The sequence below is a fragment of the Stomatobaculum sp. F0698 genome (assembly GCF_030644385.1).
In the GTDB taxonomy this organism is placed as follows: Bacteria; Bacillota; Clostridia; order Lachnospirales; family Lachnospiraceae; genus Moryella.
On the sequence record NZ_CP130060.1, the window covers coordinates 831,951 to 847,454 of the forward strand.

Sequence of the window (15,504 nt, forward strand, 5' to 3'; positions counted from 1 at the left end):
AACTGCGGAACATGAAAGTTCGCTTTGCGGCGCAAGCGGCAAGCGAAAGGAAGAAAGAGAGCGAAACGTATGCACGGAGAGAGGAGGAGAAATGCGAGAAGAGAGAAAAGCAAAGGCATCGGTGCCTACGCCGCACATTGCTGCTTTGCCGGGTGATATCGCCGAGACGGTTCTGCTCCCGGGCGACCCGCTCCGCGCCAAGCGTCTGGCGGAGAACTTTCTGGAAGAAGTGCACTGTTTTAACGAAGTGCGCAATATGTTCGGCTTTACCGGAGTTTACCGCGGGCAGCGCGTTTCGGTCATGGGCACAGGCATGGGTTGTCCGTCGATGGGTATTTACGCCTACGAATTGATTCACTTTTACGGTGCAAAACAACTGCTTCGAATCGGCACGGCCGGCGCCATGCAGGAGAGTATAGGCTTGCGTGATTTGGTTCTCGCAGAGGGAGCTTCGACCAATTCAAATTTCCCGGCCCTCTTTGAACTCCCGGGGACGTTTGCACCGCTCGCTGATTTTGAACTGTTGTATCGCGCGGCGCGGAAAGCTGCAATCTCAAACAAACGTGTTTCGGTTGGGGCGGTACTGACCAGCGATATGTTCTACGGACCCGCGGAGGGCACGGCCGCCGTTGAAAAGTGGAGAAAGATGGGGGTGCTCGCCGTTGAAATGGAGACGGCGGCACTCTATGCGACCGCTGCCGCTCTCGGGGCAAAGGCGCTTTCCATCCTAACGGTCAGCGATCACCTTTTGACCGGGGAGACGCTCTCCGCAGAGGAGCGAGAAGCCGGATTTACGGATATGGCGGAACTTGCACTTTCACTCGCGACGGAAGAAACGCGCGGAGGAACCATATGATTAAAACGTTCGGTAAATATTTGGGGAAGAAATACCGCCTCATTTCCCTGCTTGCCGTTTTCGGCATGGTTATGGAAGTGGTGGTGGAAAATTTGGTGCCTCTTGTCATGGCGAATCTCATTGACAATGGCATTCAGGCACAAAATTTTAATGTTGTGCTCCGGGCGGGCGGACTCATGGTGGCGCTCGCGCTCTTCGGCCTGCTCTTCGGTTCGATCGGCGGTTATTTTGCGGCGGATGCTGCGGCGGGACTTGCCGCAAGCCTTCGGAGCGGGATTTACAGAAGCGTGCAGCGCTTTTCGTTCGGCAATCTCGATAAATACTCGACCGCGGGCCTCGTAACGCGGCTCACGACGGATGTCTCCAACATCCAAAACTCCTATCAGATGATACTGCGGACCTGCATGCGGGCGCCTGCCACGTTGATTTTCACGCTTGCGCTCACCTTCAGCATCAGCCGGAAGCTTTCGATGATTTTTCTGGTCGCACTCGGCTTTCTTCTGATTGTGCTCGTCTTGGTCATCAAATTTGCGGACAAGGCGTTCACGCGCGTCTTTTCGAAATACGATGCGTTGAATGCGAGCGTACAGGAAAATGTGACCGGTATTCGCGTGGTCAAGAGTTTTGTGCGCGAAGAGTTCGAAATCGGAAGATTTAAGGTTTCCGCCGAGAATATCTATAAGCTCTTTGTGAAGGCGGAAGGACTGGTTTGCTTTATTTTCCCGGCCCTCTACCTCGCAGTCTACGGCTGCATGATCGGTATTTCCTGGTTCGGCGCGCATGAGGTCGTGGCGGGATCGCTCACCACGGGACAGCTGACCTCTTTCTTTACCTATATGATCAGCATTCTGATGTCGCTCATGATGCTGGCTATGGTCTTTGTCATGATCACAATGTCGGTGGCAAGCGGACGGCGCATCGAAGAAGTGCTCTCGGAAATTCCGAAGATTCAGACGCCCGAACAGCCGATTACGGAAGTGGAAGACGGATCGGTGGTCTTTTCGAAGGTTTCGTTTTCCTACGGAAAGCGCGAGGAGCCGGTCGATTGGGATAATCCAAAGGAAGTCAGGAAACAGAAGGAAAAACAGGAGCGCATGGCAGCCGTTGAAAACGGGACCATGACACGGGAAGAGGCGATGCGGCAGGACCCGGATTTCCGCGAGGAAGAGAATCCGCGCTTTGTGCTGAGCGATGTTACGCTTTCGGTGCGTTCCGGTGAGACCATCGGTATCATCGGCGGAACCGGTTCCTCGAAGACCTCTCTGGTCAGTCTGATTCCGCGTCTCTATGACGCGACCGAGGGCGAGGTTCTGGTCGGCGGCAAGAACGTAAAGACCTATGACTTAAAGGTGCTCCGAGACGCAGTCGGCATGGTGCTCCAGAAGAACACGCTGTTTTCCGGAACCATTTACGATAACCTTCGCTGGGGAAATCCCGATGCGAGCGATGCGGACTGCGAGGAGGCTTGCCGCCTTGCCTGTGCCGATGAGTTCGTGCGGAGTTTTCCGGACGGCTATAACACCTGGATCGAACAGGGCGGCAGCAATGTGTCCGGCGGACAGAAACAGCGTCTCTGCATTGCGAGAGCGCTCTTAAAGAAGCCGAAAATTCTGATTCTCGACGACTCGACCAGCGCAGTCGATACCGCGACGGATGCTTCCATACGCAAGGCATTCCGGGAGAAGATTCCGAATACAACGAAGTTCATCATCTCCCAGCGCATTTCGGGCGTAAAGGATGCGGATCGCATTCTGGTGCTCGATGAGGGACGGGTGAGCGGTTTCGGCACCCACGAAGAATTGTTAAAAGACAACGAGATTTACGCCTCTGTGGTTGCCGCGCAGACAGAGGGCGGCGGCGACTTTGACGAGAGAGAGGAGGCGTAACGCGATGGCAAACACGAAGAAAAAGGCAAATCTGGGTAACATTACCTCGCGGAGCATGCGACGCCTGACTTCCGGTATTTTGAAGGATTACGGCCTGCAGATGCTGATTGTTCTGGTCTGTGTCATTGCGGCGGCTTTTGCGGATGCCTACGGCATGCTGTTCATTCAGAAACTGATAGACAACTATATCACCCCGCTATTGCATGCGGAGCAGCGTGATTTTGCGCCGCTTCTCGCTGCGCTGCAGCACATCTCGCTGATTTATCTGATTTCCGTGGTTGCGACCTACATCTATTCGATCCTCATGGTCTATGTGGGACAGGGGACGCTCCTCAAAATTCGGAAGCGCCTGTTTGCGCACATGGAGTCGCTGCCCATATCCTATTTTGATACGCATGCGCACGGAGACATCATGTCGGTCTATACGAACGACACGGACACCTTGCGCCAGCTGATTGTCGAGGTGTTCCCGCAGCTCGCCAGCATGATTCTTTCCGTCGTTACGGTTCTCGCGAGCATGTTCCTTCTGCATGTTCCGCTCACGCTGATTGCGCTTGTTTTAACGGCGCTCATGCTCTTTATTTCCGGCAAGGTCGCGAATATCTCCGGCAAATATTTCGGCATTCAGCAGAAGGAGCTCGGCGGTCTGAACGGTTATATTGAAGAGATGATGGAGGGGCAGAAGGTTATCAAGGTTTTCTCCCATGAAGCGCAGAGCATTGCGGAGTTTGAACAGCGGAACCAAAAACTCAGGGATGCGAGCGCAAAAGCGAACGGCATTGCGAATGTCCTGATGCCGATTGCGGCGCAACTCGGTCGCCTGCAGTATGTGCTGATAGCGACGGTCGGCGCAATCTTTGCGCTGAACGGGAATTTCGGACTCAGCATCGGCACGCTCGTTGCCTTCATGACCTTAAACCAGAACTTTACGCGCCCCATCACGCAGATTACGACCCAGCTGAATTCGGTTGCGATGGCGGCGGCAGGTGCCGACCGTATCTATCAGCTGCTCGATACACCGTCCGAGATTGACGAGGGTTATGTGACCCTGGTCCGTGTGATCAGAAATGCGGACGGTTCGCTCACCGAGACAGAAAAGCGTACCGGACTCTGGGCGTGGCGGCATGTGCACAAGACGGATGGCAACGTGGAGCTGATTGAGTTGAAGGGACGCGTGGAACTCGAACATGTCGACTTCGGTTATGTGCCGGAGAAGACCGTGCTCCACGACATCAGCCTCTATGCGGAGAAGGGGCAGAAAATTGCCTTTGTCGGTTCGACCGGTGCCGGCAAGACGACCATCACGAATCTCATCAACCGCTTCTACGAGATTCGGGAGGGAAAGATTCGCTACGACGGCATCAATATCTCAAAAATCAAAAAGGCGGATCTCCGCGCTTCGCTCGGCATCGTACTGCAGGACACCAACCTCTTTACCGGCACGGTGATGGAGAATATCCGCTTCGGGCGTCTGGATGCGACGGATGAAGAGTGCATCGAAGCCGCAAAGCTCGCGAATGCGGACGGCTTCATCAACCGCCTGCCGGACGGCTATCAGACCATGCTCCGCGGCAACGGCGCAAATCTCTCGCAGGGACAGCGGCAGCTGCTCGCGATTGCGCGGGCTGCGGTTATGGATCCGCCGGCCTTGATTCTTGACGAGGCGACTTCTTCGATCGACAGCCGGACCGAGCAACTTGTGCAGCGCGGTATGGATTCCCTGATGAAGGGGCGCACTACCTTTGTGATCGCACATCGCCTTAGCACGATTAAAAATGCGGACTGTATCATGGTTATGGAGCAGGGACGCATCATTGAGCGCGGCAATCATGATGAGTTGCTTTTGAAGAAGGGGCGCTATTACCGACTGTATACGGGAAAGCAAGCTTGAGAAGCCGCGCCCCGCGTGCTATGATATTTCCAGATAAAAATGCACAGAGAAAAGGCGGAACAGGCATGAAAAAGAGAAGAGTAATGCTGAAACTCTCCGGCGAAGCGCTTGCAAGCGCAAGCGGCAAGGGCTATGACGAGGCGGTGGTCCGCGACATTGCGCGGCAGGTGAAGCGCTCGGTCGATGCGGGCGTCGAGGTCGGCATTGTCATCGGCGGCGGCAACTACTGGAGAGGCAGAACCGGGACGGAGATTGCCCGCGTGAAGGCCGACCAGATCGGTATGCTTGCTACCATCATGAACTGCATCTATGTCTCGGAGATTTTCCGCGGCGAGGGCATGGAGACGGAGATATTCAGTCCCTTCTTCTGCGGCGCGATGACCGAGCTCTTTTCGGTCGACAAGGCGAATGCGCTTTTTGCGGCGGGGAAGGTGCTCTTCTTTGCGGGCGGCACGGGACACCCGTATTTCTCGACCGACACCGGGATTGCACTTCGCGCGGCGGAACTCGGCGTGGACGAGATTTTGCTTGCAAAGTCAATCGACGGCGTTTACACGGCGGACCCGAAGCTCGATCCGAGCGCAAAGCGCTACGAAACCCTGACCATGCAGGAGATGATCGACAAAAAACTCGGCGTCATCGACTTAACGGCGAGTGTACTCTGCATGGAAAATAAGATTCCGCTCGCAATTTTTGATTTGCACGGCGACAATGCAATCGCGGATGCGCTCCGCGGCGTGATTCACGGCACAACGGTGACGGTATAACAAGATACCCTGGAGGATGAGATGGCAGACTTAAAGGATACACTCAAAGAGTTGGAAGAGAGAATGAACAAGACGATTTCGTTCATGCAGGAAGAGTTCTCGGCAATCCGTGCCGGCAGAGCCAATCCGCATGTGCTGGATCGTATTACGGTCGATTACTACGGCACCCAGACCCCGCTTCAGCAGGTCGGCAATATCTCGGTGCCGGAGGCAAGACTGATTTTAATTCAGCCCTGGGATAAGAGTCTTTTGCGGGAGATTGAAAAGGCTATCCTTACCTCGGATCTCGGCATCAATCCGACAAACGACGGTTCTGTGATTCGTCTCCTGTTCCCGGAACTCACCGAGGAGCGCAGAAAGGCACTTGCCAAGGACATTCGGAAGAAAGGAGAGGCGGCAAAGGTTGCGGTGCGCAACATTCGCCGCGACGGCGCCGATGCCTTCAAGAAGATGGAAAAGGCAAATGAGATTACCGAAGATGATCTCGCCGATGCGAACGAAAAGCTGCAGAAGCTGACGGACAAAGCGGTGGAGCGCATTGACAAGGCGGTCGAGGTCAAGGACAAGGAGCTTATGACAGTCTGACGTGCCGTTAAAGTGAAATCGAGTGGCGGTCCGAGCAGGACCGCCTTTTTCAACATAGGGAGGCAGAATGACAGAGCGTCTGGCGGGAAAAGTAATTCCCGAACACATTGCAATCATATTGGACGGAAACGGAAGATGGGCAGCGGAGCGCTCCCTGCCGCGCGCCATGGGACACAAGGCAGGCTGTGAGGCGGTGGAACAGACCGTGCGCGACTGCGCGGCGCTCGGCGTCAAGTACCTCACGGTCTACGGTTTTTCGACGGAAAACTGGAAACGTTCCGCCGAAGAAGTCGGTGCACTCATGCACCTCTTTCGCCTGTACTTAAAAAAGCTCTTAAAGGTCGCAAAGGAAGAGGGTTGTCGCTGCAAGATGATAGGCGATAAAGAGCGCTTTGCGCCGGATATCATCGAGAGCATTGACCGTCTGGTGGAGGAGACCAAGGACAATACGGGCATGACCTTTGTGATTGCGATCAATTACGGCGGTCGTGATGAACTGCGCCGCGCTTTTTTGCGTCTCCTGAACGAAAAGCGGAATAGCGGGGACACGAGTCTCACGGAAGAGGAGATTTCGAACAGCCTTGATACGGCGGGTATTCCGGACCCCGATCTTTTGATTCGCACGAGCGGTGAACTTCGCCTCTCCAATTTTCTGCTCTGGCAGCTTGCCTACAGCGAACTCTATGTCACGCCGCTCTATTGGCCGGACTTTAATCTAAGCGCGCTGGAAGACGCCATCCTCGCTTACAACCGGAGAGAGCGCCGCTTCGGCGGCAGATAAGGAGGAGCCATGTCCCGCTTACTGAATATCATCGGCAGCAAGAAATTTCGCCTTCGTCTGCTGAGCGGTCTTGTTCTGGTTTTGCTCGCCTTCCTGATACTCCGGCAGGGCGGCAAGCTTCTCTTTTTCAGCATGATGGCCATTTCTCTGGTCGGACAGTATGAACTGTACCGCGTGCTCAAGATGGAGCGGGAACCGCTCGGTGCGGTCGGCTATCTGTCGAGCATAGGCTACTATCTGCTCTTACTCGTGCGCCATTACGACTACGGAATGCCGCTTATGATAGGCACGCTGATGGCATTGATGGCGCTCTTTGTGCTGAGTTACCCGCGCTATCGCACGGAACAGATTGCCGTGGGGCTTATGGGCGTGCTCTATACAACCGTCATGTTTGCCTACGTGTACCGCGTGCGCAGCATGCCGCACGGCGCATATCTGGTCTGGCTCATCTTTATTTCGAGCTGGGGCTGTGACACCTGTGCCTATGTGGTGGGTATGCTGCTGGGTTCCCATCACTTTGCGCCGGTGCTGAGCCCGAAAAAGACCTTGGAAGGCTCGATCGGCGGTGCGGTCGGCGCGGCACTGCTCGGCCTTGCGTTCGGAACTTTCCTGCGCGAGGAGCTCACGGAACTCGGCAATCCGGGCTTTGCCTGCCTCTTTGCCTGTGCCTTCGGCGCAGTTATTTCGCAGGTCGGCGATCTCGCGGCCTCGGCCATCAAGCGCGATCACGAGGTCAAGGATTACGGAGACCTGATTCCGGGGCACGGCGGTATCCTGGACCGCTTTGACAGCCTCTTATTTACGGCTCCTGCCATTTTCTTTGCTCTGTTTTTATACAGCCAAATTGTCCATCACTGAGGAGGACAGCATGAGACATATTTCCATACTCGGTTCCACCGGTTCCATCGGAACGCAGACGCTCGATGTGGCGCGCGCAAACGGCGACATTCGCGTTGAGGCGCTCGCGGCGCACGGGAACATTGCGCTGCTCGAGGCGCAGATTCGGGAATTTCATCCGCGCACGGTTTGTGTTTATGACGAAACAAAAGCGGCCGAGTTAAAGACCAAGGTTGCCGATACCAAGACCAGAATCTGTGCGGGGCACGAGGGCCTTTTGGAGGTCGCGACCGAGGCAAAGGCGGAGACGCTTGTCACGGGAATCGTCGGCATGATAGGCATTGAGCCTACGGTAGCGGCGATACGTGAGGGCAAGAACATTGCGCTCGCAAATAAAGAAACGCTGGTCTGCGCGGGGCATCTCATCATGCCGCTCGCCGCGCGGGAAGGTGTCAAGATACTGCCGGTGGATTCGGAGCACTCGGCTATTTTTCAATGTCTTCGCGGCAACAAGAAGAATCGAATCCGGAAAGTTTTGCTGACGGCTTCCGGCGGTCCCTTCCGCGGCTATACGAGAAAACAGCTTGAGAAAGTAACGCTGAAAGATGCGCTGCGCCATCCGACCTGGAATATGGGGCACAAGGTGACCATCGACTCCTCGACCATGGTGAACAAGGGGCTTGAGCTCATTGAGGCGCGCTGGCTCTTCGATGTCGAGGTAGATGACATTGAAGTTCTTGTGCAGCCCCAGAGCATTTTGCACTCTGCGGTCGAGTTCATGGACGGCGCGGTCATGGCGGAACTCGGGACGCCGGATATGAAGCTGCCCATCCAGTATGCCCTCTATTACCCGAAGCGCAGGAAACTTTCCGGCAGCGAGCGCCTCAATCTGGCAGCGCTCGGAAAACTGGATTTCTCCGCGCCGGACTTTGAGGCTTTTCCCGGTCTCAAGCTTGCGTATCATGCGGGAAGAACGGGAGGCAGTTTGCCGACGGTGTTCAATGCGGCGAATGAGGTCGCGGTTCGCGCCTTCCTGAACGGAAAAATCCGTTATTTGGAGATTGCGGCTTGCATTGCGGATGCGATGGAGCACCACGAGAAGGTGGGCATTTTAGCCTCGCCTACGGTTTCGGATATTCTGGCACTGCAGAAGACGACGGAACAGTGGCTCGCGGCACGCTATCATTTGGACTGAAACGAAGGAAGAGAGGGAGTCTGTGCAGCAGTTAATCAATGTCATCCTGTCAATTTTACTCTTTGGCTTTATCATTTTTTTCCATGAGCTCGGGCATTTTCTCGCGGCGAGACTTTTCGGTGTCGGTGTGGTCAGTTTTTCGCTCGGGATGGGCCCCAAAATTCTCTCAGTGGAACGGGGCGGCACCGAGTATGCGATTCGTGCCGTGCCCTTTGGCGGCTTCTGTGCCATGTGCGGCGAGGATGAGGCAGCGGAGAAATTGAGTCCGGACGACTTCAATGCACATGCTCCTTGGCAGCGCTTTCTCATTTTAATTGCGGGGGCCTGCTTTAACTTTCTGCTTGCGTTTTTGCTCGCGGCCGTCCTGCTCGTGCAGACGGGCGTGGACAAACCCTACATCGGTAAACTGATGCCGGGTATGCCGGCAGAGGCGGCCGGACTGAAGCCCGGGGACCGTATCCTCGCGGTCAACGGAAGCAAGGCCACCTTTTTCCGCGATGTATCGCTTCAACTGCAGTTCCATGCCGGAGAGCCGGTTACCTTCCGCTATGAGACAGCGGAAGGGGAGCTGCGGACGGTTACGGTAACACCGCAGTACCTCGAAGAGCAGGGGGGCTATTATACCGGCATCGTGTCTGCGGGAAGCACACCGGTCAAGGATCCGCTTTCGCTGGTTTACTACGCAGCGGGAGAAGTAAACCTCAACATACGCATGGCGATTCAGTCGGTGCGCATGCTTGTGAAGGGGGCGGTCTCCCCGAAAAATCTGACCGGACCTGTGGGCATTGTGCAGGCAATCAGCGATAACATGGATGCCGCGCGTCCTTACGGGCTTCGCGCGGTATTGCTCTCGCTGTTATCCTTCGGGCTTTTGCTCAGTGCGAACTTGGGGGTTATGAATCTCTTGCCGCTGCCGGCCTTGGACGGCGGAAGAGCGCTGCTCACAGCCGTTGAGGCGGTCATACGCCGACCGCTCAACCGAAAAATCGAGGCTATGGTTCACACGGCGGGCTTTGCCCTCTTGATGGGCCTCATGCTCTATGTGCTCTGGAACGATGTCATGCGCATTGTGCAGCACACGGGCTTCTAAGGAGAAGAGATGAGAGAACGTCATAAGACAAGGACGGTGCGCATCGGAGATGTCGCAATCGGCGGTGACAACCCGATTCGCATCCAGTCCATGTGTAATACCAAGACAGAGAATGTCGAGGCCACAGTCGCGCAGATTCGCGCGCTCGCCGCGGCAGGCTGCGAGATTATACGCGTCGCGGTGCCGAACGAGGAGGCCGCTTCGGCGCTCAAGGACATTCGTCGGCAGATTAAGCTGCCGCTGGTCGCGGACATTCACTTTGATTATCGTCTGGCTCTTGCGGCCATGGAAAACGGGGCCGATAAGATACGCATTAACCCGGGCAACATCGGCGAGGATTGGAAGCTGCGCGAAGTTGTGAACGCCGCGAAAGAGCGCAATATCCCGATCCGAGTCGGTGTGAACTCCGGTTCGCTCGAAAAGGAAATCCTCAAAAAATACGGCGGAGTCACGGCCGAGGGCATCGTGGAATCCGCACTCGAAAAGGTGGGGCGTATCGAAGAACTCGATTATGAGAACTTGGTTATCAGCATCAAGTCTTCGGACGTTTTGATGTGCATCAGGGCACATGAGCTGCTCGCGGACAAAACGGATTATCCCCTGCACATCGGCATTACCGAGGCGGGGACTCTGCTCCGCGGAACCGTGAAGTCCGCGGTGGGACTCGGCGTAATACTCTACGAAGGCATAGGGGATACGATACGTGTCTCTCTGACCGGAGATCCGCTCGAGGAAATCAAGGCGGCGCGCGAAATCTTAAAGAGCCTCGGCCTTCGGAAGGGCGGGGTGGAAGTCGTGTCCTGTCCGACCTGCGGCCGCACGGAAATTGATTTGATCGGCCTTGCGAATCAGGTGGAAGGCCTTGTGGAGCGCTACAGCGACTTGGATGTTCGTGTCGCGGTTATGGGTTGCGTGGTGAACGGTCCCGGCGAGGCACGGGAGGCGGATTTCGGCGTAGCCGGCGGCAAGGGCGCGGGAGTTTTGATTCGGAAGGGCGAGGTGATACGGACCATGCCCGAAAGCGAACTGCTCCCGGCCTTGGAAGCGGAATTACAGCGTGTCAGGGCAGAACGGCAATGAAGAATTTTTGTGAAGTATTTCCGCATTTTCAGGCGACAGCGGCAGAACAGGCGCTTGTCGCCTGCTTGCTTGTGGAGCGGGTTTGTGTTTCGGACGACATGTCACGTCTCACGGTCTATGTGGTGTCTCGCAGCTTTGCGGAGCGCGCTGCCTTCCAGGCGCTCGCGGAGGAACTCAAAGAACAGCTCTTCGGGAAGCGAAAGGTGCTGGTTGAAATCCGAGAGCGCTTTCAGCTCGGCGGCGATTTTACGCCCGAGCAGCTGTTCGGTGCCTACCGTGAGAGTCTGCTCGCGGAATTGAAGAGCCGCTCTCTGATTGCAGCCCGCATCTTGGAGCGCGGCACCGTGCGCTTTCCGAGCCCCGAAGTCCTTTGTTGCGAAGTGGAAGATATGCCCTTAAATCGCCGCGTGGTGCCGGACTTAAAGCGCTACTTGGAAGAAGAGGTTTTTCTCGGGCGCTGCGGTATCCCCATGGAATTTCGGGCTGACTATGTTCCTTATAAGAGAAAAGAACTTGCGGAAGTGCCGGCCGAGACGCTTGCAATCCGAAACCGGGAAGAGCGTGAGGAGGAGGGCTTTTTCCTCTCGGGTGAGGAAGGCCCCGACATGCAGGGAGAGAACGCAGAAACGGCTTTTACCGCGGTGAGCGAGAAGCAAACGCTGAGCGAAGAGAAGGCAAAAGCAGAAAAGCAGAAGCCTGACAAGACAATAAAGCAGACGAAACATGGCGACCAAAAGGGGAACTATCGCGGGGAGAAACGGGAGTTCACGCGCAAGCTGCGCCGCTCCGACAATCCCGATGTACTCTACGGCAGAGATTTTGAGGACAACTTTATTCCGATTTCCGAGATTACGGAGGTCGTGGGTGAGGTTACGATACGCGGCAAAGTATTTGAACTCGATGTGCGCTATATCGAGAAGAGCGGGAGTACACTCTTCATTTTCTCTGTGACCGACTTTACGGACTCCATTACGGCGAAGCTCTTTGTGCGCGGGGAGGGCGAAGAGCTGGACCGCCTGAAGAGCGAAATTAAGGTGGGGAGCTTTTTAAAGCTGCGCGGTGCAACCACCATAGACAATCGCGACGGCGAATTGATTTTGGGCTCGGTGAACGGCATGAAGAAGTCCGAGTCTTTTGAGGAGAGCAAGCGAGAAGATCACGCGCGGGAAAAGCGGGTGGAGCTCCACTGCCACACAAAGATGAGCGATTTGGACGCGGTAAACAGCGCAAAGGACATCATCAAACAGGTCAAAAACTGGGGCATGGAGGCGGTTGCGATTACCGATCACGGCAATCTGCAGGCCTTTCCGGAGGCTTGGCATGCCGTTTCCGGAGATTTACAGAAGAACCCGAAGATAATCTACGGCGTAGAGGGCTATTTGGTCGATGACTTAAAAGAACTCGTGGTTGCGCCGGGCGAGCGAACGCTCGATGACAGCTTCGTGGTCTTTGATATTGAGACCACCGGTTTCTCGCCGCGAAAGAGCCGCATCATAGAAATCGGTGCGGTGAAGGTGGAGAACGGAAAAATTGTGGACCGTTTTTCGCAATTTGTGAATCCGGAACTGCCGATTCCCTACCGCATCGAGCAGTTGACCGGAATCAATGACGCGATGGTGCGAAACGCCCCGCCGATTGAACGGGTGCTGCCGGGCTTTCTTGCGTTTTGCGGCGATTCCGCCGTGGTCGCGCACAATGCCGCGTTCGATACGAGTTTTATCCGCGAAAACGCGCACGCACAGGGCATGGAGTATGCGCCGACCATACTGGACACAGTGAGTCTTGCCCACGTGCTGCTGCCGAAATTAAACCGTTATAAGCTGGATACGGTTGCAAAGGCGCTCGGTGTTTCCCTGCAGAACCACCACCGCGCGGTAGACGATGCCGAGTGCACGGCGGGTATCTTTCTCAAGTTTATAGAGATGCTTAAGGCGCGGGGGGCGCATACGCTTTCTGAGGTGGCGGCACTCGGGGACAGTTCCGAGGCGCTGATTCGCAAGATGAACAGCTATCACGTGATTATACTCGCGAAGAATGAGCTTGGGCGCGTGAACCTGTACCGCCTGGTCTCGGACTCCCATCTCAAGTACTACCATAAGCGCCCCAGAATACCGAAGAGTGAACTGCAACGTTATCGCGAGGGCTTGATCATCGGCTCCGCCTGCGAGGCGGGCGAACTCTATCAGGCCTTGCTCCGCGACGCTTCGGATGAGGAGATTAACCGCATTGCTTCCTTCTACGATTATCTGGAGATACAGCCGATTGCGAACAATCTTTTCATGTTGGACAGCGACCGCTACACGCCCGATACCGAAGAGGATTTGAGGAACTTAAACCGACGCATTGTGTCCATCGGCGAGGCACTGCAAAAGCCGGTCGTTGCGACCTGCGACGTTCACTTTTTAAACCCCGAAGATGAGATATACCGTCGCATGATTTTTTTCGGCAACAAATATGACGATGCCGATCGGCAGCCGCCGCTCTATTTTCGAACGACGGAGGAAATGCTGCGCGAGTTTGCCTATCTCGGCGCGGAAAAGTGCGAGGAAGTCGTCATCAAAAATACGCAGAAAATCGCACGCATGGTGGAGCGCATCTCCCCGGTGCGGCCCGACAAGTGCCCGCCCGTCATTGAGCATTCGGATGAAAAACTGACGGAGCTCTGCTACGGCATGGCGCATGCGCAGTACGGGGATCCGCTGCCGGCTCTTGTGCAGGAGAGACTTGACAAAGAGTTGAATTCCATCATTAAGAACGGGTTTGCCGTCATGTACATCATCGCCCACGAACTCGTGAAGCACTCGAACGAAGAGGGCTATCTCGTGGGCTCCCGCGGCTCGGTCGGTTCCTCCTTTGTCGCCTATACGGCCGGCATTACCGAGGTGAATCCCCTGCCGCCGCATTATGTATGCCCGAATTGCCGCTACTCGGACTTCGACTCGGAAATTCCGAAGCAGTTTGCGGGCACCGCGGGCTGCGACATGCCGGATCAAGTCTGCCCGCACTGCGGCGCAAAAATGAGAAAAGACGGCTTTGATATTCCCTTTGAGACCTTCCTCGGCTTTAAGGGAGACAAAGAGCCGGATATCGACCTGAACTTTTCGGGTGAGAACCAGAGCTCGGCGCACGCCTATACGGAGGTCATCTTCGGAAAAGGGCAGACGTTCCGCGCAGGCACAGTAGGCACCTTGGCGGAAAAGACGGCCTTCGGCTATGTGAAAAACTACTTTGAGGAGCACGGGACCAGAAAGCGAAAGTGCGAGATTAACCGCCTTGTGCAAGGCTGTGTCGGTGTGCGGCGCACCACGGGACAGCATCCGGGCGGCATTGTCGTCTTGCCGAAGGGCGAGTCGATTTACTCCTTTACGCCCCTGCAACACCCGGCGAACGATATGAACACGCCGATCGTCACGACACACTTCGAGTATCACGCGATCGACCACAATCTTTTGAAACTGGATATCCTGGGTCACCAGGACCCGACCATGATACGCAAACTACAGGATTTGACGCAGATCGATCCGGTCAAAGACATACCGCTCGATTCCCCCGAGGTGATGAGTCTTTTCCAGAGCACCGAGGCACTCGGTGTCAAGTCGGAGGATATTCTCGGCTGTCAGCTCGGCGCGCTCGGCATTCCCGAGTTCGGCACCGATTTCGCGATGAACATGGTCATTGAGGCCAAGCCGAAGGGCTTTTCCGACCTGGTTCGCATTGCGGGGCTTGCACACGGCACCGATGTCTGGCAGGGCAATGCGCAGGTGCTCATTTCCGAGGGCACGGCGACCATTCAGACCGCTATTTGTACGCGAGACGACATCATGCTCTCGCTGATTCAGTGGGGCATGGATCCGCAGGAGAGCTTTAAAATCATGGAGTCGGTCCGCAAAGGCAAGGGACTCACGCCGGAGTGGGAAGAACACATGCGGGAGCACGAGGTGCCGGACTGGTATATCTGGTCCTGCAAAAAAATCAAGTACATGTTCCCGAAGGCACATGCGGCTGCCTATGTCATGATGGCCTGGCGCATCGGCTACTGCAAAATCTTTTACCCGCTTGCTTACTATGCAGCCTACTTTACGATACGCGCGACCGGTTTCAGTTACGAGAGCATGTGTCAGGGCAAGGAGCGGCTTGAGTTCCTGCTTGCGGAGCTCGGCAAACGGAATTACAAGGGAAACCGAACGAACCCGTTGACCCCGAAGGAAGAGGATATGATTAAGGATGGGAGAATCGCGCAGGAGATGTATGCGCGCGGCTTTTCGTTCCTGCCGATCGATCTATACCGCGTCAGCGCGACACAATTTACCATTGTCGACGCGAAAATTATGCCGGCGCTCACCTCGATCGACGGACTCGGGGAGAGTGCGGCGGAGCAAATTGTGCGGGCGGCGGCCGAGGGTGCGTTCATTTCGAAAGACGACTTCCGTTCCCGGAGCGGCGTCGGACAAACCACCTGCGATCTGCTCGACCGGCTCGGCATACTCGGAAAACTGCCGGAATCGAACCAGCTCTCGCTCTTTGATTTCAGCTGAG

General features: G+C 55.7%; 11 protein-coding genes. All 11 read left to right on the forward strand.

The window, feature by feature from the left end:
- The first annotated feature begins 91 nt into the window (after positions 1 to 91).
- A complete protein-coding gene (gene deoD, locus QU660_RS03950) occupies positions 92 to 856 on the forward strand; it encodes a purine-nucleoside phosphorylase (RefSeq protein WP_304947027.1) in 765 nt (254 codons plus the stop codon).
- Complete coding sequence (locus QU660_RS03955) at positions 853 to 2,742, forward strand: ABC transporter ATP-binding protein (RefSeq protein WP_304947028.1); 1,890 nt, start codon at positions 853 to 855, stop codon at positions 2,740 to 2,742. Before deoD ends, QU660_RS03955 begins: the two co-directional genes overlap by 4 nt.
- A 4-nt stretch (positions 2,743 to 2,746) precedes the next feature.
- Entirely contained in the window at positions 2,747 to 4,633 is a 1,887-nt protein-coding gene (locus QU660_RS03960; RefSeq protein WP_304947029.1) for an ABC transporter ATP-binding protein, read from the forward strand.
- A gap of 65 nt (positions 4,634 to 4,698) precedes the next feature.
- Complete coding sequence (gene pyrH, locus QU660_RS03965) at positions 4,699 to 5,400, forward strand: UMP kinase (protein ID WP_304947030.1); 702 nt, start codon at positions 4,699 to 4,701, stop codon at positions 5,398 to 5,400.
- A gap of 21 nt (positions 5,401 to 5,421) precedes the next feature.
- The gene (frr, locus tag QU660_RS03970) at positions 5,422 to 5,985 is read left to right on the forward strand and encodes a ribosome recycling factor (protein ID WP_304947031.1); all 564 of its coding nucleotides are present in this window, start codon (positions 5,422 to 5,424) and stop codon (positions 5,983 to 5,985) included.
- 67 nt (positions 5,986 to 6,052) lie between these two features.
- Complete coding sequence (gene uppS, locus QU660_RS03975; RefSeq protein ID WP_304947032.1) at positions 6,053 to 6,766, forward strand: polyprenyl diphosphate synthase; 714 nt, start codon at positions 6,053 to 6,055, stop codon at positions 6,764 to 6,766.
- A 9-nt stretch (positions 6,767 to 6,775) separates the two neighbouring features.
- Entirely contained in the window at positions 6,776 to 7,624 is an 849-nt protein-coding gene (locus tag QU660_RS03980) for a phosphatidate cytidylyltransferase (RefSeq protein WP_304947033.1), read from the forward strand.
- 10 nt (positions 7,625 to 7,634) lie between these two features.
- Positions 7,635 to 8,798 carry a 1-deoxy-D-xylulose-5-phosphate reductoisomerase gene (locus QU660_RS03985; protein ID WP_304947034.1) on the forward strand — a complete coding sequence of 388 codons (1,164 nt, stop codon included), beginning with the start codon at positions 7,635 to 7,637 and terminating at the stop codon, positions 8,796 to 8,798.
- A 22-nt stretch (positions 8,799 to 8,820) separates the two neighbouring features.
- Positions 8,821 to 9,888 carry a M50 family metallopeptidase gene (locus tag QU660_RS03990; RefSeq protein ID WP_304947035.1) on the forward strand — a complete coding sequence of 356 codons (1,068 nt, stop codon included), beginning with the start codon at positions 8,821 to 8,823 and terminating at the stop codon, positions 9,886 to 9,888.
- Positions 9,889 to 9,897: 9 nt separating this feature from the next.
- Complete coding sequence (gene ispG / locus QU660_RS03995; protein WP_304947036.1) at positions 9,898 to 10,968, forward strand: flavodoxin-dependent (E)-4-hydroxy-3-methylbut-2-enyl-diphosphate synthase; 1,071 nt, start codon at positions 9,898 to 9,900, stop codon at positions 10,966 to 10,968.
- Positions 10,965 to 15,503: a PolC-type DNA polymerase III gene (locus tag QU660_RS04000; protein WP_304947037.1), complete on the forward strand. Its 4,539-nt coding sequence runs from the start codon at positions 10,965 to 10,967 to the stop codon at positions 15,501 to 15,503. Before ispG ends, QU660_RS04000 begins: the two co-directional genes overlap by 4 nt.
- Position 15,504: the final 1 nt, after the last annotated feature.